Source organism: Burkholderia sp. Ac-20379, assembly GCF_017104645.1.
Classification (GTDB): Bacteria; Pseudomonadota; Gammaproteobacteria; order Burkholderiales; family Burkholderiaceae; genus Burkholderia.
Window position 1 is genome coordinate 1 of record NZ_JAAGPF010000044.1, and the last position, 16,916, is coordinate 16,916.

Consider the following 16,916-nt stretch of genomic DNA (forward strand, 5'->3'; position numbering starts at 1 on the left):
GAAGGCCGGCCAGCCGTGCACGCGCCGCGTGCTGGCGCTGCGCGTGCAGGCCCGGCCCGACGTGACGCTGTGGGGCGGCGAAGGCATCCTGCGCGACGGCTGCCCGGTCGGCACGCTCAGCTCGGCCGCGTACGGCCACACGTTCGGCGCCGCGGTGGCGCTCGGCGTGGTGGCCTGCGACCCCGATCGCCCCGATCCGCTGTACGGCCGCTACGAGATCGAACTGGCCGGGGAACGGCTCGCTGCGGTGGCCGCGCTCCCCGCGGCCCACCGATGAAAACGGGTAAATTCAGCCGATCCGGAAGCGCGAGTTAGACAGAATTACCGTACTTTCAAGGCGTTTTCACCGAAATTACGGCAATAAAAACGTTTCCAGCTTCACGGGAATGACACCGTTTCCTCGCTATCCTCCCGGCATCGGCGGGCGTCGCAGGCGCGGTGCCCGCCGAATTCCGAGAATGCTCCCTCGGCCGTAACTGGCACGGCCGATCATCCCCGCCCAGGAAGAGAACCATGACGACAAAGAATCGCCGTGACTTTCTGCGCCTCGCCGCCGGCACCGCCGGCGCCGCCGCGCTCAACGTTTTCCCCCCCGTGATCCGCGATGCGCTCGCGATTCCCGCGAACCGCCGCACGGGCACGATCCGCGATATCGAACACATCGTGATCCTGATGCAGGAAAACCGCTCGTTCGATCATTACTTCGGCACGCTGCGCGGCGTGCGGGGCTTCGGCGATCCGCGCCCGCTGGTGCAGCAGAACGGCAAGTCGGTGTTCCATCAGCCGGCCGGGCTCGGCGAAGTGCTGCCGTTCCACCCGGGCGCCGACAACCTCGGCATGCAGTTCATCCAGGATCTGCCGCACGGCTGGCAGGACATGCACGCGGCGTGGAACAAGGGCCGCTACGACCAGTGGGTGCCGAACAAGGGCACCACCTCGATGGCCTACCTGCAACGCAGCGACATCCCGTTCCACTACGCGCTGGCCGATGCGTTCACGATCTGCGACGCCTACCACTGCTCGATCCCCAGCTCGACCGATCCGAACCGCTACTACATGTGGACCGGCTACGTCGGCAACGACGGCCAGGGCGGCGGCCCGGTGCTCGGCAACGACGAGCTCGGCTACGGCTGGACGACCTATCCGGAAGTGCTGGAGAAGGCCGGCGTGTCGTGGAAGATCTATCAGGACATCGGCGAGGGCCTGAATGCGGCCGGCTCGTGGGGCTGGACGGGCGACAACGCCTACATCGGCAACTACGGCGACAACTCGCTGCTGTACTTCAACCAGTACCGCAACGCGCAGCCGGGCAACCCGCTGTACGACAAGGCCCGCACCGGCACCAACATCAGCCAGGGCGGCACGCTGTTCGACGTGCTGAAGGCCGACGTGGCCGCCGGCACGCTGCCGCAGGTGTCGTGGATCTGCTCGCCGGAAGCCTATTCGGAACACCCGAACTGGCCGGCGAACTACGGCGCGTGGTACGTCGAGCAGGTGCTCGCCACGCTGACCTCGAACCCGGAAGTCTGGAGCAAGACCGCGCTGTTCATCACCTACGACGAAAACGACGGTTTCTTCGACCACGTGCCGCCGCCGTTCGCGCCGCAATCGCGCGACAACGGCCTGTCGACGGTCGCCACCACCAACGAGGTGTACCCCGGCGACGCGACGCACATGGCCGGCCCGTACGGCCTCGGCCCGCGCGTGCCGATGATCGTGGTGTCGCCGTGGACCAAGGGCGGCTGGCTCTGCTCGCAGACCTTCGATCACACCTCGCTGCTGCAATTCATCGAGGCGCGCTTCGGCAGCCAGTACGACATCGTGGCGGGCAACGTGTCGCCGTGGCGCCGCGCCGTGTGCGGCAACCTGACCTCGGCGTTCGACTTCCGCGATCCGGACGCGCGCGTGCCGAACCTGCCGGACACGAGCGGCTACGCGCCGCCCGACCGCACCACGCACCCGAGCTACGTGCCGCTGCCGCCGGCCTCGCAGGCCGTGCCGAAGCAGGAAAGCGGGCTGCGCCCGGCACGCGCGCTGCCCTACGAGCTGTTCACGTACGGCCGCGTCGATGCGTCCACCGGCAAGTTCAAGCTGACGTTCGCCAACACCGGCCGCGCCGGCGCCGCGTTCCAGGTGCAGGCCGCGAACCGCGTGGACGGCCCGTGGGCCTACACGGTCGAAGCGCGCCGCCGCGTGTCGGACAGCTGGAGCACGGCCGCCACGCTCGGCCTGTACGACCTGTCGGTGTACGGCCCGAACGGCTTCCTGTGCCAGTTCCGCGGCAGCACATCGGCCGGCGACGGCCGCACGCCGAACCCGGAAGCGCTGTACGGCTACGACGTGATCAACGGCAACCTGACGCTGCGCCTGTCGAACCGCGGCCGGACGCCGGTGCGCCTGACCGTCAGCAACGCCTACAGCGGCGCGACGCGCAGCGTCGAACTGTTCCCGGGCCAGCGCCTCGACGAATACGTCGACCTGCGCGGCAGCCACGGCTGGTACGACCTGACCGTCAGCGACGGCACCACGGCCGGCTTCCTGCGCCGCTTCGCCGGCCACGTCGAAACCGGCCGCGCCAGCACCAGCGATCCGGCGATCGCGACGCTGTAAACGGCAACGGCGCCCGCCGCGAATCGCGACGGGCGTCGTGCGCTGCCGTCCTGCCGAACCCGCCCCGCGATCGTGCGAACGACGCGGGGCTTCGTTTTTTCAGTGCGTGATCTTCGGCTCGTCCATCGGCTTGCCGACCACGAAGCCGCCGCCCTGATAGCGCTGCGCCGGATCGTCGAGGTTGCTGTCCGGGGCGCTGGCCGGGAACAGGTGCTCGAACGGCGTGGAGCTGTCCTGCGGGCGATAGCCGAGGAACGCGGCCTTGGCGTTGTCGATCCACTTCGTGCGGTTGTCCGACACGCCGTAGACGATCGCGTGGCCGACGCGGTTCGTCATCAGCGAGCAGCGCACCAGTTCGATGAAATCGCGGAAGCTCAGGAACGTGACCAGCATGCGCGGATTCTTCGGCGCCTCGAACGACGAGCCGATCCGCAGGCACACCGTTTCCAGGCCGAAGCGGTCGAAGTAGTAGCGCGACAGCGATTCGCCGAAGCACTTGGTCACGCCGTACAGCGAATCGGGGCGCGCGGGTGCATCGGTGTCGATCACGTCGGTCACTTCGTGGAAGCCGACCACGTGGTTCGAGCTGGCGTAGACAACACGGCGCACGCCGAATTGATGCGCGGCGGCGTAGAGGTTGTAGACGCCGCGGATGTTCGCTTCGATCAGCGCGTCGAACGGCGCGTCGACCGAAATGCCGCCGAGGTGGACGATCGCGTCGACGCCGTCCACCAGCGCGTTGACGGCCGCGCGGTCGGCCAGATCGGCCACCACCGCTTCTTCGTGGGCCGCCGTCTCGCCAAGCGGCGCGATGTCGGTCACGCGGACGATGTCGGCCCAGTCGCCGAGCGCGGCGCGCAGTTGGCGACCGAGGTTGCCCGCGGCGCCCGTCAGCAGCAGGCGGCGGAACGGCTTGGCGGGCGTGGAAGTCGGCGAAGTCACGGCGGAGTCCTCTCTCGGTGTCGGTGAGACGTTGCAGCACCGGGCGTGGAGCGCACCGGAGCGTGAAAACGCGATCTTATACGACGACTGACGTATCAGCTACCAGCGAGAACCCGTAGCCGCTGCACGCCGGCCTCGGCGACGCATGGCCTGCGCGGATGCGCGAAGGCGCTGCGGCGGCCCGCCTGCAATGGGCAGCCGGCGCAGCGCCTGGGGATCGCGCGCCCTGGCCGGTTATTCCGAATCGCGTCCGGCCTCGGCCGCCTCGTGCGCGCGGCGCAGACGTTCGCGGCTGTTGGTCAGGTGGGTGCGCATCGCGGCGCGCGCCGCCTCCGGATCGCGCCGCGCGATCGCCTCGAAGATCGCTTCGTGCTCGTGGTTCAGGCGGCCGACGTAGCGCTCCAGATCGTCGCCCGCGAAGCGCGCCGAATTCACGCGCGCGCGCGGAATGATCGACGTGCCGAGCTGGGTCATGATGTCGACGAAATAGCGGTTGCCGGTGGCTTGCGCGATCTGCAGGTGGAAGTGGAAATCGAGCTGGGCGGTGTCGCGGCCGCCCGATGCGCTCTGCGCGATCGCGTCGAGCGCGCGGCGCAGCAGGCCGAGATCGGCTTCGTTCGCGCGCTGCGCGGCCAGGCTCGCGCACTCGCTTTCGAGGCTGATGCGCAGTTCGAGCACGGCCAGCACGTCGCGCAGCGTGGTGATGGTGGCGGGATCGATGCCGAGCGTGCGGCGGCGCTCCGGCGCCAGCACGAAGCTGCCGATGCCGTGGCGCGTCTCGATCAGGCCGCTGGCCTGCATCCGCGAGATCGCCTCGCGCACCACCGTGCGGCTGACGCCCTGCGAGGCCATCACTTCCGTCTCGGTCGGCAGCTTGTCGCCGGGCCGCAGCGTGCCGCTTTCGATCTGCGAGCTCAGTGCGTCGACGACGTCTTGCGCAAGGCTGCGGGCGCGGCGGCGCGGGGCCACGGGTAGCGCGGGCACGGACATGGGGCCTGTATCCTTAAAATGATTGATCCGATCGGAAGCGGATGCGGTCGAAATGGCGAGGTCATTATACTGCCTCGCTAGTCGTCCGATGACTGATGTTTCCCCCAATCCCCGGCAGATAAAGACGCTCGGGCATGGCCTGCCCCGCGGTCGGATGTCGAATCATCGCACTTCCGACCACGCGCGGACAAGCCGGCGCGGCAAGACGAAAAGGCCGGCGCGAAGCCGGCCTGTCGGACGATGAATTGGGGAGACGCGGCACAGCTGAGGCGAAATGACTCAGCCCGGTAGCCAGATGCCGCGCGCCATGCCGGCGGCGGCGAACACGATGACGATGATCAGCGCGGCCTGCGCGTGGCAGATCCGCGAATAAGCGAACGCGCGCGACACGTCGGGCAGCTCGCCGCGCCGGACCGCCGCGCGCCAGCGCAGCAGCGCGAGCATCGGCCGGATCTCCAGCGCGAGCACGATCGCGAGCGCGGTCATCTTCAGGTGGAACAACGGGGCGTGCAGATAGTAGGCGCTGCCCTTCTCGAAGCCGCCGAACGCGCGCAGCAGCCCGGTGGCGATCAGCACCAGCGCCGTCAGCCCCCAGCCGGTATCGGCGCGGAACACGGCGCGCAGGTCGGCCACTTGGACGCTCGCCGCGGCGGCCACGCGCTTGAACGCGCGGTTGCGCGTGGCGATCGCCGCCAGCGCGAGGCCGAACGCGCTCAGGTGAATGGCGGCCAGCAACCAGCGGATCAACATGGCAGTCTCCTCGGGCCGGGCCGGCGGGCCTTAGACGAACTGGCGCAGCGTCGCGTCGAGCGCGCGCGCGGCGGCGCGATCCCCTTCCGTCGCCAGCGGGGCGCGCGCCACGATCTTGCGGTTGTGGCCGACCGCCGCCGGGGAATTCCAGAGCAGCTCGACCTTCGGGCGCGAGAGCGGCTTGCCGCGCGGCATGTCGGAGGTGGCGGGCACGCCGGGGCGGTTGGCGGCGGCTTGGGCGGCTTGGGCGGCGCCGGCCGTCGGCTCGGGGTGGGCCTGAGCGGGTTCGGCGGCCAGCGCCTCCGGTGCGACGGCGGCAGATTCGGGCGTATCGGCAGAGGCGGCGACCGGCGCCGCGACGGCATCGTGTGCAACCGCTGCCGGCTCGGCGATCGCGACGGCAGCCGCCGTGGCGGCCACCGGCGCGTCGTGCGACGTATCGGTATCGGCGACGGGGATCGGCGTGGTTTCGGCGGCGATATCGGTGGCGTTGGCCGGCATCATCGGCGCGGGGGCCGACTCGGGCTCGAACGGCGGCACCGCGGCAGCCGGCGGCAGCACCGTGCCGCGCGGCCAGCAGATCGCCAGCTCGCGCGCATCGTACTGGCCCACCTTGCGGCTTTCCATCCAGACCACCACGGTGCGCGTCAGCACGTCGATCGAGATCGCGTAGCGGCCGATCGCGAAACGGCGCGCGGCGATGTTGGTGCCCCACAGCGGCTGCGGGCGGCAGATCCACACCACGGCCGCATACAGAATGGGCGCGGCGATCAGCCAGCCGTTGCTGGCCATGACGGCATGCATCGCGCGCCGCCAGCCGGCGAACCACACGAACGCGCCGATCGACCAGGCGGCAAACAGGAAACAGAGCAAGGCGAACAGGCGCAGCGCCTGACGCAGCCATTGCGGCAGCGGATGACGCGGCCGTTCGGCGCGCGCGGCGGCGCCCGGCAGGGTCAGCAACAGGAACAGGAACACGAGATTGACGCAGGCCCACGGCGACGAGGCCATCGTCGACAGGGTCGACCACTCCATCTGCGCCATGGCATGCAGCCAGCGCACGAGCAGCACGAGACCGACGGCGCGCAGCGCGAAAATGACGCCGGCTCCGGGTGCCGGAATCGCGCGCGTGGTTTTCGTTCTGGCCAAAACAACTCTCCTGTCGATCGTCCTGCGGGTGCCGGATTTTACGGCACGGCCATTATAGGGGCATGACTTCGCCGGTCAGGCAAAACCTGCCGGTTTGCGGCGAATCGCGGAGGCCGCGCGGCGCGGATACAACACCGGCCGCGCACGGGCGTGCCTCGCTGCGCAATGCCGCACCCCGCCCCGCTTTTCCGCGCCGCCGCGCGCCGGCTCGGGCGGCGCCGCAAAGCACGACGCCCCGCAGGGCAAACCCTGCGGGGCGTCGGAACGACCGGTACGGCGAACGCGTCAGTTGCCGTTGACTTCGCGCAGCACCGTGCGGCGGTTCTGGCGCAGCAGTTCTTCGTACACCTTGATGTAGTTCGCAGCCATGACCTTCGACGAGAAGCGCGCCTCGAACGCACCGCGCACCTTCTCGCGCGGCAGCGTGTCGAGCTTCTTGACGGCGGCGATCGCCGAGACTTCGTCTTCGACGACGAAGCCCGACACGCCGTTGTCGATCACTTCCGGCACCGAACCGCGGTTGAACGCGATCACCGGCGTGCCGCAAGCCATCGCCTCGATCATGACCAGGCCGAACGGCTCCGGCCAATCGATCGGGAACAGCAGCGCGTGCGCATTGCCGAGGAATTCCGACTTCTGCGATTCGTTGATTTCACCGATGTATTCGACGTGCGGCAGTGCGAACAGCGGCTTGATCTTCTCTTCGTAGTAAGCGCGATCGGCCTTGTCGAGCTTGGCGGCGATCTTGATCTTCATGCCGGCCTGCTCGGCGATGCGGATGGCCGTATCGACGCGCTTCTCCGGCGAGATGCGGCCCAGGAACGCGAGGTATTCCGGCTTCGCGTCCTTCGGCGGCGTCAGCAGGTTTTCCGGCAGACCGTGATAGACGGTCGGCTGCCAGTTGGCCTGCGGCAGCGGAATGCGCTGGTTGTCCGAAATCGACACGACCGGCACGGTGTTGAACGTGTTGAAGATCGGGTTCAGTTCCGGCAGATCCAGGCGGCCGTGCATCGTCGTGACGTGCGGCACCGGCTGACGCGAGAACAGCGAGAACGGGTAGTAATCGATGTGGAAGTGCAGCACGTCGAATTCGTCGGCGCGGCGGCGCACTTCTTCCAGCAGCAACATGTGGGGCGCCATCACGTCGCGGATCGTCGGATCGAGGCGCAGGGCCTGCGGCCAGAACGCTTCGAGCTTGGCCGACGTTTGCGAATCGCCGCTCGCGAACAGCGTGACGTCGTGCCCCATTTCGACCAGCGCTTCGGTCAGGTAGGACACCACGCGTTCGGTACCGCCATACAGCTTCGGGGGAACCGCTTCGTGCAACGGAGCGATTTGGGCGATTCGCATCTGAGTAACTCCTAAAAAATTCGGCAACAAACAGGCTGAAAAAGGACCGTAAGCCTTGCCGTCCGGCGAGCCGGACTGTTCTTCACATCGGATGAAACACCATCGGCTCGCGGCAACGAGCGCCATCCCGTGACGACGCTCCAGCATTCAACGCGTGGTGTCGCGACGCGTTGACAGCATCCCGTAAAATTTCCTGCACCACCCGGGACATCCACCGGACAACCCGTAAAAATGACTCAGGGTTAGCCCGAGCGCCATTATCTGGCCGTTGCTGCAGGCCGGTGCGGAACATTTCAAAGAATTTACCTTGTTACAAAGGCGCAACATTTTGCAACCCTTGGACTTTCAAGGCGGAATTAGAGTAGGAACATCACAGGCGACGCTGCAGCACCATCACGGTCGGCGTCGCTTTTTGTTTTGCCGACTGATCAACGTCCACGCTTGCCGCGCGGAAAGAGTGCGAGCTGCCGGATTTTATCCCAAAATGAATCGCAGACCGTAGATCGGATGCGATCGGGTGCAGCACAAACGTCGCGCTTGTTTACAATGCCGGCTTCCGTCCGCCTCGCGGGCCTCGCGACTCAGCCGTACCGCGCGCCTCTCAACCTCCGACAGACCGACCACACGCTCATATTTTGGAAGCTCTCACACCTGCCCAGCGCAACGCCCACAACGCGAAGCTCTCGAGCTATGCGAGCCGCCCCCTTGCGTTCCTGTTTCGCTACATCCGCAAGCATCCCCTCGCGCACGTCATCGTGCTGGCCAGCGTGCTGGCCGCCGTCGGCTGCGCGCTCGGCTCGCAATACGCGATCAAGCACCTGATCGACGTGCTCGCGGGCGGCCGCCACCATCCCGGCCCGCTGTGGGGCGCGTTCGCCCTGCTGGTCGGCCTGATCGCCGCCGACAACCTGCTCTGGCGGGTGGGCGGCTGGGTGGCCGCGCATACCTTCGTGGCCGTCACGGGCGACCTGCGCCGCGACCTGTTCCAGTATCTGAGCGGCCACTCCCCCAGCTATTACGCCGAAAAGCAGCCCGGCACGCTGGCGAGCCGCATCACGGCCACCTCGAACGCGATCTACACGTCCGAGAACACGATGGCCTGGAACGTCCTGCCGCCGTGCATCGCGGTGGTGGGCGCGATCGTCATGATCATCGTCGTCAATCCGATGATGGCGCTCGGCCTGTTCACCGCCTCGGCGATCCTCGCGATCGTGCTGTTCAAGCTGGCCGGCCGCGGCTCGGCCCGCCACCACGCGTTCGCCACCAAGGCCGCGGCCGTGGACGGCGAGCTGGTGGACGTGATCGGCAACATGTCGCTGGTGCGCGCGTTCGGCATGACGTTCAGCGAGCAGAAGCGCTTCGGCCGGACGGTCAAGGCCGAAATGGACGCGCGCCAGCAAAGCCTGCTGTACCTCGAAAAGCTGCGCCTGCTGCACGCGGTGATCACGGCGATGCTGTCGGCCGGCCTGCTCGGCTGGGCGCTGCTGCTCTGGGATCAGGGCAAGGCCACCTCGGGCGACATCGTGCTGGTCAGCTCGCTCGGCTTCACGATCCTGCACGGCACGCGCGACCTGGCCGTGGCGCTGGTGGACGTGACGCAGCACATCGCGCGGCTGGCCGAAGCGGTCAAGACGATCCTCGAGCCGCACGGCATGCCGGACCGCTCCGACGCCACCGAATTGAAATCGCGCGGCGGCCGCGTCGAATTCGAAGGCGTGACGTTCGCCTACCCGAGCCGCACGCCGATCCTCGACCACTTCGACCTGCGCATCGAGGCAGGCCAGCGCGTCGGCCTGATCGGCAAGTCGGGCGCCGGCAAATCCACCGTGCTGGCGCTGCTGCAGCGCTTCTACGACGTGCAGCACGGCGCGATCAAGATCGACGGCCACGACATCGCCGGCATCACGCAGGACAGCCTGCGCAACCAGATCGCACTCGTGCCGCAGGACATCTCGCTGCTGCACCGCACGATCTACGAGAACATCGCCTACGGCCGCCCCGACGCGACGCGCGAGGAAGTGCTCGCCGCCGCCCGCGACGCGCGCTGCACGGAGTTCATCGAACCGATGCCGGACGGCTTCGACACGATCGTCGGCGACCGCGGCGTGAAGCTGTCGGGCGGCCAGCGCCAGCGCATCGCGATCGCCCGCGCGATCCTCAAGGACGCGCCGATCCTGCTGCTCGACGAAGCCACCTCGGCGCTCGACAGCGCATCGGAAGAAGCGATCCAGGCCGCGCTCGACCGGCTGATGGTGGGCCGCACCGTGATCGCGATCGCGCACCGGCTCTCGACGCTGCGCAACTTCGACCGCATCATCGCGATGAGCACCGGCAAGGTGATCGACGACGGCGCGCCCGACGTGCTGCGCAATCGCCCGGGCCTGTATCGCGACCTGCTCGCCAAGCAGCACGGCCGCGATCTGTTCGACGACGACGGCGACGGCGAGCGCAGCGGCGAACGCGTCGCCTGACGGCGTTTCGCCGGACGTCCGCCCAAATGAAAACCGCCGGCAAGCCGGCGGTTTTTTCATGGTTGCGACAAACGACGCTGCGCCGTCAGCCCGCCTGCAACTGCCCGCCCGCCGCCAGATCGCGCAGGAAATTGTCGCGCCACACCGAGACGTTGTTCTCGCGCAGTTGCGCGATCATGTCCTCGTAGCGCGAGCGGCGCTCGGCCACCGGCATCGACAGCGCCCGCGCGAGCGCCTCGGCCATGCCGTCGATATCCATCGGATTGACGATCAGCGCGCCGGTCAGCTCGCGCGCCGCGCCGGCGAAGCGCGACAGCACCAGCACGCCCGGATCCTCGGGATCCTGCGCCGACACGTATTCCTTGGCCACCAGGTTCATGCCGTCGCGCAGCGGCGTGACGAAGCCCACGCGCGCGAGCCGATACAGCGCGGCCAGCAGCGGCCGTTCGTACTGGCGGTGGATGTAGAGGATCGGCGCCCAGTCGAGCTCGGCGTAACGGCCGTTGATGCGGCCCGATTCGCCTTCGAGCTGCAGCCGGATGTCCTGATAGGCGCGCAGATCGGCGCGCGTGGACGGCGCGATCTGCAGGAACGACACGCGGTTGCGATACGACGCCTCGTGTTCGAGCAGCTTCTCGAACGCGCGGAAGCGTTCGACCAGGCCCTTCGAGTAATCGAGGCGATCGACGCTCATCACGAGCTGGCGGCCGTGCAGCGAGGTGGCCAGCGTGCGCACCGCGCGCCCGTTCGCGCCGGCCTGCGCCAGCTCGGCGATTTCGTCGGGATAGATGCCGATCGGATAGGCCTGCGCGCGCAGCGTGCGGCCGAACGCGCTGACCACGGCCGGGCCGGGGCCGTGCCGCTCGACGCTGCCGCCCGCCTCGGCGTCGATGTAATCGCAGAACGCGCGCAGATCGGGCTCGGTCTGGAAGCCGAGCAGATCGTACGAGCACAGCGCCTCGACCAGCGCCGCATGCGGCGGCACGTTGACGAGCACCTGCGCCGCCGGAAACGGAATGTGCAGGAAGAAGCCGATCCGGTTCCTGACGCCGGCCGCGCGCAGCGCCTGCGCGAACGGGATCAGGTGGTAATCGTGCACCCAGATCACGTCGTCTTCGCGCAGCAGCGGCACCAGTTGCTTCGCGAGCCAGACGTTGACGCGGCCGTAACCCTCGAATTCGTTGCGGTCGTACTGGATCAGGTCGGTGCGGTAATGGAACGCCGGCCACAGCGTGGCGTTCGAGAAGCCGCGGTAATACTGGTCGTAATCGCGGCGCGACAGGCCGATGGTGGCGAACGTGACCGGGCCGCGCTCCTCGACGCTGATCTGCGGCGTGCCCGACGGCAGCACGTCGCCGCTCCAGCCGAACCACATGCCGCCGGTTTCCTTCAGCGCGTCGTACACGCCGATCGCGAGCCCCCCCGCCGCCGGTTCGCCTTCGGAAATCGGCGCGACGCGGTTCGATACGATGATCAGGCGGCTCATGCGCAAGCGCGTCCTGCCGCGATCCATTGGGCGATCTGCGCGCGCATCGCGTCGACCGAATCGAGCCGCGTGCCGGCCATGGTGTCGCCCGCGCCGATCTTGATCGACAGTCCGCCCGCGGCGTTGACCACGGCGAAGCCCTTCTCGTCGGTCAGGTCGTCGCCGGCGAATACCGGCTTGCGGCCGGCGAACGGCGGCTCGCCGAGGAAGGCCGCGATCGCGCGGCCCTTGTCGACGCCCTTCGGCTTGATCTCGAACACCATCTTGCCGGGCTGCAGCACGTAGGCGTCGGGGTAATCGGCCACCAGCCGTTCAGCCACCTCGCGCGCCACCGCTTCGCGCTCGGGCGCATTGCGATAGTGCAGCGCGACGGCCGCGCCCTTGATTTCGAGCAGCATGCCGGGGTTGCGATCGACCACGTCGGCCAGCGCGTGCTCGATGCGCAGCAGGCGGTCGTCGTTGAAGCCCACCCGCATCGTGTCGCCGTTCGCGTCGCGGCGCTCGGCGCCGTGCAGACCGGCGATCGGCAGATCGGTCAGGCCGAGGAAGCTGTCGATGCTGTCGATGCCGCGCCCCGACACGATCGCCACCGCGCCGTGCGCGAGCGTGCGCAGTTCGGTCAGCAGCGCGGGCAGGGAATCGGGCACATGGATGCCGTCGGGCGTGGGCGCGAGATCGACGAGCGTGCCGTCGAAATCGAAGAAGAAGGCGGTGTCGGACAGCGAAAGGGTAGCCGGGACGGGTTGCATCGGTTCTCTGATGAAGGTGGCGGCAGGCGAGCGAGGTCGCCGGGGAATCTGCGCATCTTACCGCGCCCTTGCAGGCGGCGGCAAAAGACACGCGGCGCGGCGCGGCGTTCGACGCTCGTGCGATGGCCTGCGGCGGTGGCTGCGCCCGCGCGGCGGCGGGCCTTCGACGCGCACCGCGCCGCGCGTCCGGGCGTTATTCGGCTGAGCGCATCCAGACGTGCGGAATGCCGTCCTCGTCGTGGATCTCCGAATCGGGCGCGAAGCCGAACGCTCCGTAGTACTTCTGAAGATGCGCCTGCGCATGCAGGCTGATCGGCGTGCCCGGCCATTGCGCGCGGATCCGCTCGAGCGCGTTGGCGAGCAGTGCGTTGCCGAGGCCGATGCCGCGAAAACCGGCCGTGGTCAGCACGCGGCCGATGCGCACGTCGGGCGAGCCGGCGTCGGGCAGCAACACGCGCAGGTAGCCGGCGAGGCGGCCTTCCGCGTCGTGGGCGCCGAGGTGCCAGGCGTCGAAGTCCGCGCCGTCGATATCGCCGTAAACGCAGGTCTGCTCGACCACGAACACGGCGCTGCGCGCTTCGAGGATCGCGTAGACCTCGCGCGCGGACAGCGCATCGAACGCGCGCCAGCGCCATTCGAGCGCGGCGAGCGAGGGGGAAGACGACGGTGCGGAAGCGGAAGCAGACATGCGGCAGGCCCGAAAAACGGCGCGCGCCCGGGTGGGCGTGCTCGAACGGCCATTATGCCCGCCGCGCGGCCGCCTGGGCAGGCCGCGCGACGTGATGAGCGGCGGTTCGATCGCGGGCGCGGCGCCGCCCCGCCCTTGCCGAACCGCCGCCGCACGTGCCCGAGCCCAAGCTCGGGCACGTGCTCAGGCCGGCATCCCGCCGAAACGCCCGCTGTTGAAATCGTCCACCGCCTGACGGATTTCATCCTCGCTGTTCATCACGAACGGGCCATACCCGACCACCGGCTCGTCGATCGGCTCGCCGCTCAGCACCAGCAGCGTCACGTCGTTGTTGGCTTCGATCTCCACCGCGCCGCCTTCGCGCGACAGATGCACGACCTGCGCCTCCCGCGCCACCTCGCTGCCGTTCACGAGCGCCGTGCCGCGCAGCACGGCAAGCGCGAGCATGCGGCCTTCCGCGATCTCGAAACGTGCCCGGCCGCCGGCCTTGAGGCGCACGTCCCACACGTCGATCGGCGTGAACGTGCGCGCCGGGCCGCGATGGCCGTCGAACTCGCCGGCGATCACGCGCACGCGGCCGGCATCGTCGGGCAGCGGCACCGACGGAATCTCGGCGTCGCGCAGCGTCTGATAGCCGGGCTCGGCCAGCTTGTCCTTGGCCGGCAGGTTCACCCACAGCTGCACCATTTCGAGCGCGCCGCCGCGTTTCGCAAACGCGTCCGAGTGGAACTCCTCGTGCAGGATCCCGCTCGCCGCCGTCATCCACTGCACGTCGCCGGGGCCGATGTGGCCGCCCGCGCCGGTCGAATCGCGGTGATCGACCTCGCCGTCGTAGACGATCGTGACGGTCTCGAAACCTCGATGCGGATGCTGGCCGACGCCGCGCCGATGCGTGGTCGGTTCGAACTGCGCCGGGCCGGCGTAATCGAGCAGCAGGAACGGGCTCAGGTGCGCGCCGGTGCTGTGATAGCTGAACAGCGAACGAACCGGGAAGCCATCCCCGACCCAATGGGGACGCGGGGCGCTGTAGGTGCCGACGACTTGTTTCATCTGAACTCTCCTCGATCTGCGAGCCCGAACGGTGTGTTCGAGCGATGGGAGAAGCATAGGATCGGAACGATCGGGGCGGTAGTATGGGAAAATCGCACGCAGCGTTCTATTGGGTGAACGATGATGCGGGATTTGAACGACCTCTATTTCTTCGTGCAGGTGGTGGACCACGGCGGCTTCGCGCCGGCCGGGCGCGCGCTGAACATGCCGAAATCGCGCCTGAGCCGGCGCATCGCCGAACTCGAGGAGCGGCTCGGCATGCGCCTGATCCAGCGTTCGACGCGGCGCTTCGCCGTGACCGAAACCGGCGCGACCTATTACGCCCATTGCCGCGCGATGCTGGTGGAAGCCGACGCCGCCGACGAGGCCGTGGCGCTGCTGCACGCGGAGCCGCGCGGGATCGTGCGCGTGAGCTGCCCGATCGCGCTGCTCGATGCGCTGGTGGGCCGGATGCTGGCCGCGTTCATGGCGCACTGCCCGCACGTCGAGATCCATCTGGAGGAAACCAACCGGCGCGTCGACGTGGTGGGCGAAGGCATCGACGTGGCCCTTCGCGTGCGGCCGCCGCCGCTCGAAGACAGCGATCTCGTGCTGCGCCGGCTCGCCGAGCGCGGCCAGTGCCTGGTCGCCAGCCCCGCCCTGCTCGCGCGGCATCCGGCGCCGCGCGTGCCGGCCGATCTGGCCGCGCTGCCGAGCCTCGGGCTCGGGTTGCCGCAGGACGATCACGTCTGGACCCTGCGCGGGCCGGACGGCGTGCAGGCCGCCATCCCGCACCGGCCGCGCTTCGTCACGCGCGGCATGTTCGCGCTGCGCGAGGCGGCAGTCGCAGGCGTGGGCGTCGTGCAATTGCCGACCATGATGATTCGCGAAGCGGTGGCGCGCGACGAACTTCGCGTCGTGCTGCCCGACTGGGCGCCGCGCCGCGAGATCGTGCATGCCGTGTTCGCGTCGCGGCGCGGGCTGCTGCCGGCCGTGCGCGCGCTCGTTGATTTCCTGGCCGACCGGTTCGCCGAACTCGAACCCGACTGACGCGCGCGATATGTCCCCGGCGGCAGCCAGCAGCGCGGCGCGCCGATTTCTTTTAGACTGCGCTCACGCGCGGCATTCGCTGCGCATTCCGTATTTTTCGTGCTCCCGATCATGTTCGAACTCTCCGATTCCCTGCCTGCCTCGAAACCCGCGCTGTACGACACGCTCGTCGCGCAAGCGCGCTCGCTGATCGAAGCGGAAACGGACCTCGTCGCCAATGCGGCGAACTTCTCGTCGCTCGTCTATCACTCGCTCGACGGCCTGAACTGGGCCGGCTTCTATTTCCATGACGGCGCCGAGCTCGTGGTCGGCCCGTTCCAGGGCAAGCCCGCCTGCGTGCGGATTCCGCTCGGCCGCGGCGTGTGCGGCACCGCCGCGCAATCGCGCGCCACCCAGGTGGTGCGCGACGTGCACGAATTCCCGGGCCACATCGCCTGCGATTCGGCCTCGCAATCGGAAATCGTGGTGCCGCTGGTGGCCGCCGACGGCACGCTGATCGGCGTGTGGGACGTCGACAGCCCGAATCTCGCGCGCTTCGACGACGCCGATCGCGCCGGCATGGAAGCGCTGTGCCGCGTGTTCGTCGAATTGGCCTGGGAGCGCCGCGCCCAGCGCTGATCCGCCGCCTGCCCCGCCCGTTTCACCGAACAGCCCCTCACGGGGCTGTTTTCATTTGGGCCGCGCCGCCGGAAAATTCCCGCTCCGCGCCCACAATATCCGTTCGTGCCGTTCGTCATCAGGCACATGGATACGCCACTCACCCCGGACACGATGAACGAACGAGACCGCGACATGACCGCGACGATCGTGCGCGAACGCACGCGTCTCGGGAATTTCATCCGCCGGCGCGTGCGCGATCCGAGCGACGCCGAGGACATCCTGCAGGACGTCCTCTCCGAATTCGTCGAGGCCTGCCGACTGCCGGCGCCGATCGAACAGGCCAGCGCCTGGCTGTTCCGCGTCGCCCGCAATCGCATCATCGACCGCTTCCGCAAGAAGAAGGAACAGCCGCTGGCCGAGCTGGCCAGCGACGACCCGGACGACGGCGACATGCGGCTCGATCTGGCCCTCCCCTCCGACGACGCCGGCCCCGAGGCGCGCTATGCGCGCAGCGTGCTGCTCGAGGCGTTGCAGGCCGCGCTCGACGAATTGCCGGAGAACCAGCGCGAGGTCTTCATCGCGCACGAACTGGAGGGGCGCAGTTTCAAGGAGATGGCGGCCGACAGCGGCGTCGCCCTCAACACGCTATTGGCGCGCAAGCGCTATGCGGTTCTGCATCTGCGCGCGCGGCTGCAGGCCACGTATGACGAACTCGATATTTAGGAGTGGAACGATGCGATACGGAATCCGATGGATCGGCAAGATTGCCTTTGTGGTGGTGGCGGTTGGCGTGCTCGGCTGGGCCGTGATGGGCTTGTGGAACTGGGTGGTGCCGGCGCTGTTCGTCGGCGCGCGCGTCATCGATTTCTGGCACGCGCTCGGGCTGCTCGTGCTGAGCCGGATCCTGTTCGGCGGCTTTCGCGGCCACGGCGGCGGCTGGCGCCACAAGAAGCGTTACTGGGAGAAGTGGGAAGCCATGACGCCCGAGGAACGCGAGCAATTCCGCTCTACGTGGCGCGGCCGGCGCTGCGGCGCGCCGAAGGCAGAGTGAC

The 16,916-nt window shown here is 68.5% G+C and carries 16 protein-coding genes; 7 read left to right on the forward strand and 9 right to left on the reverse strand.

The window, feature by feature from the left end; all coding sequences use genetic code 11:
* Together G3N92_RS08665 and G3N92_RS08670 are read left to right on the forward strand one after the other, a co-directional pair.
* Positions 1-277, forward strand: a 277-nt coding sequence (locus tag G3N92_RS08665; RefSeq protein ID WP_277396147.1) for a glycine cleavage T C-terminal barrel domain-containing protein, incomplete at its 5' end; no start/stop codon positions are given.
* Between the two features lie 236 nt (positions 278-513).
* Complete coding sequence (locus G3N92_RS08670) at positions 514-2,610, forward strand: phospholipase C, phosphocholine-specific (RefSeq protein ID WP_206127054.1); 2,097 nt, start codon at positions 514-516, stop codon at positions 2,608-2,610.
* A 99-nt stretch (positions 2,611-2,709) separates the two neighbouring features.
* On the opposite strand, the gene G3N92_RS08675 is transcribed toward G3N92_RS08670, so the two are convergent.
* The 5 genes from G3N92_RS08675 to G3N92_RS08695 form a co-directional block, all read right to left on the reverse strand.
* A complete protein-coding gene (locus tag G3N92_RS08675; RefSeq protein ID WP_206127055.1) occupies positions 2,710-3,552 on the reverse strand; it encodes an NAD(P)-dependent oxidoreductase in 843 nt (280 codons plus the stop codon).
* A gap of 234 nt (positions 3,553-3,786) precedes the next feature.
* Positions 3,787-4,542 (reverse strand): FadR/GntR family transcriptional regulator, encoded by a 756-nt coding sequence (locus G3N92_RS08680; protein WP_206127056.1) that lies wholly within the window; start codon positions 4,540-4,542, stop codon positions 3,787-3,789.
* Positions 4,543-4,821: 279 nt separating this feature from the next.
* Entirely contained in the window at positions 4,822-5,292 is a 471-nt protein-coding gene (locus G3N92_RS08685) for a DUF2214 family protein (protein WP_206127057.1), read from the reverse strand.
* Between the two features lie 30 nt (positions 5,293-5,322).
* Positions 5,323-6,441 (reverse strand): hypothetical protein, encoded by a 1,119-nt coding sequence (locus G3N92_RS08690; protein ID WP_206127058.1) that lies wholly within the window; start codon positions 6,439-6,441, stop codon positions 5,323-5,325.
* A 285-nt stretch (positions 6,442-6,726) separates the two neighbouring features.
* Positions 6,727-7,791 (reverse strand): glycosyltransferase family 4 protein, encoded by a 1,065-nt coding sequence (locus tag G3N92_RS08695; protein WP_206127059.1) that lies wholly within the window; start codon positions 7,789-7,791, stop codon positions 6,727-6,729.
* Between the two features lie 635 nt (positions 7,792-8,426).
* On the opposite strand from G3N92_RS08695, the gene G3N92_RS08700 reads away from it, so the two are divergent.
* The gene (locus G3N92_RS08700; protein ID WP_206127060.1) at positions 8,427-10,262 is read left to right on the forward strand and encodes an ABC transporter ATP-binding protein; all 1,836 of its coding nucleotides are present in this window, start codon (positions 8,427-8,429) and stop codon (positions 10,260-10,262) included.
* A gap of 85 nt (positions 10,263-10,347) precedes the next feature.
* Here the strand turns inward: G3N92_RS08700 and otsA are convergent, their stop codons facing one another.
* The 4 genes from otsA to G3N92_RS08720 form a co-directional block, all read right to left on the reverse strand.
* The gene (otsA, locus tag G3N92_RS08705) at positions 10,348-11,748 is read right to left on the reverse strand and encodes an alpha,alpha-trehalose-phosphate synthase (UDP-forming) (protein ID WP_206127061.1); all 1,401 of its coding nucleotides are present in this window, start codon (positions 11,746-11,748) and stop codon (positions 10,348-10,350) included.
* Positions 11,745-12,497, reverse strand: coding sequence for a trehalose-phosphatase (gene otsB, locus G3N92_RS08710; RefSeq protein ID WP_206127062.1), 753 nt, complete (start codon positions 12,495-12,497; stop codon positions 11,745-11,747). Before otsB ends, otsA begins: the two co-directional genes overlap by 4 nt.
* Positions 12,498-12,690: 193 nt before the next feature.
* Positions 12,691-13,185, reverse strand: coding sequence for a GNAT family N-acetyltransferase (locus G3N92_RS08715; protein WP_206127063.1), 495 nt, complete (start codon positions 13,183-13,185; stop codon positions 12,691-12,693).
* Positions 13,186-13,368: 183 nt separating this feature from the next.
* A complete protein-coding gene (locus tag G3N92_RS08720; protein ID WP_206127064.1) occupies positions 13,369-14,235 on the reverse strand; it encodes a pirin family protein in 867 nt (288 codons plus the stop codon).
* Between the two features lie 123 nt (positions 14,236-14,358).
* On the opposite strand from G3N92_RS08720, the gene G3N92_RS08725 reads away from it, so the two are divergent.
* The 4 genes from G3N92_RS08725 to G3N92_RS08740 all read left to right on the forward strand — a co-directional run bounded on the left by G3N92_RS08725 (position 14,359) and on the right by G3N92_RS08740 (position 16,915).
* Positions 14,359-15,264 carry a LysR family transcriptional regulator gene (locus tag G3N92_RS08725; RefSeq protein WP_206127085.1) on the forward strand — a complete coding sequence of 302 codons (906 nt, stop codon included), beginning with the start codon at positions 14,359-14,361 and terminating at the stop codon, positions 15,262-15,264.
* A gap of 111 nt (positions 15,265-15,375) precedes the next feature.
* Positions 15,376-15,882, forward strand: coding sequence for a GAF domain-containing protein (locus G3N92_RS08730; protein WP_206127065.1), 507 nt, complete (start codon positions 15,376-15,378; stop codon positions 15,880-15,882).
* 126 nt (positions 15,883-16,008) lie between these two features.
* Positions 16,009-16,587 carry a sigma-70 family RNA polymerase sigma factor gene (locus tag G3N92_RS08735; RefSeq protein WP_206127086.1) on the forward strand — a complete coding sequence of 193 codons (579 nt, stop codon included), beginning with the start codon at positions 16,009-16,011 and terminating at the stop codon, positions 16,585-16,587.
* A gap of 10 nt (positions 16,588-16,597) precedes the next feature.
* Complete coding sequence (locus G3N92_RS08740) at positions 16,598-16,915, forward strand: hypothetical protein (protein WP_206127066.1); 318 nt, start codon at positions 16,598-16,600, stop codon at positions 16,913-16,915.
* Position 16,916 lies beyond the last annotated feature (1 nt).

What these genes read in the sequence shown, in the direction of transcription:
- G3N92_RS08720 (WP_206127064.1), bottom strand. Translation starts at nt 14,235, where the DNA reads ATGAAACAAGTCGTCGGCACCTACAGCGCCCCGCGTCCCCATTGGGTC.
- G3N92_RS08695 (WP_206127059.1), bottom strand. Translation starts at nt 7,791, where the DNA reads ATGCGAATCGCCCAAATCGCTCCGTTGCACGAAGCGGTTCCCCCGAAG.
- otsB (WP_206127062.1), bottom strand. Translation starts at nt 12,497, where the DNA reads ATGCAACCCGTCCCGGCTACCCTTTCGCTGTCCGACACCGCCTTCTTC.
- G3N92_RS08735 (WP_206127086.1), top strand. Translation starts at nt 16,009, where the DNA reads ATGGATACGCCACTCACCCCGGACACGATGAACGAACGAGACCGCGAC.
- G3N92_RS08685 (WP_206127057.1), bottom strand. Translation starts at nt 5,292, where the DNA reads ATGTTGATCCGCTGGTTGCTGGCCGCCATTCACCTGAGCGCGTTCGGC.
- G3N92_RS08670 (WP_206127054.1), top strand. Translation starts at nt 514, where the DNA reads ATGACGACAAAGAATCGCCGTGACTTTCTGCGCCTCGCCGCCGGCACC.
- G3N92_RS08715 (WP_206127063.1), bottom strand. Translation starts at nt 13,185, where the DNA reads ATGTCTGCTTCCGCTTCCGCACCGTCGTCTTCCCCCTCGCTCGCCGCG.
- G3N92_RS08680 (WP_206127056.1), bottom strand. Translation starts at nt 4,542, where the DNA reads ATGTCCGTGCCCGCGCTACCCGTGGCCCCGCGCCGCCGCGCCCGCAGC.
- otsA (WP_206127061.1), bottom strand. Translation starts at nt 11,748, where the DNA reads ATGAGCCGCCTGATCATCGTATCGAACCGCGTCGCGCCGATTTCCGAA.
- G3N92_RS08740 (WP_206127066.1), top strand. Translation starts at nt 16,598, where the DNA reads ATGCGATACGGAATCCGATGGATCGGCAAGATTGCCTTTGTGGTGGTG.
- G3N92_RS08730 (WP_206127065.1), top strand. Translation starts at nt 15,376, where the DNA reads ATGTTCGAACTCTCCGATTCCCTGCCTGCCTCGAAACCCGCGCTGTAC.
- G3N92_RS08725 (WP_206127085.1), top strand. Translation starts at nt 14,359, where the DNA reads ATGCGGGATTTGAACGACCTCTATTTCTTCGTGCAGGTGGTGGACCAC.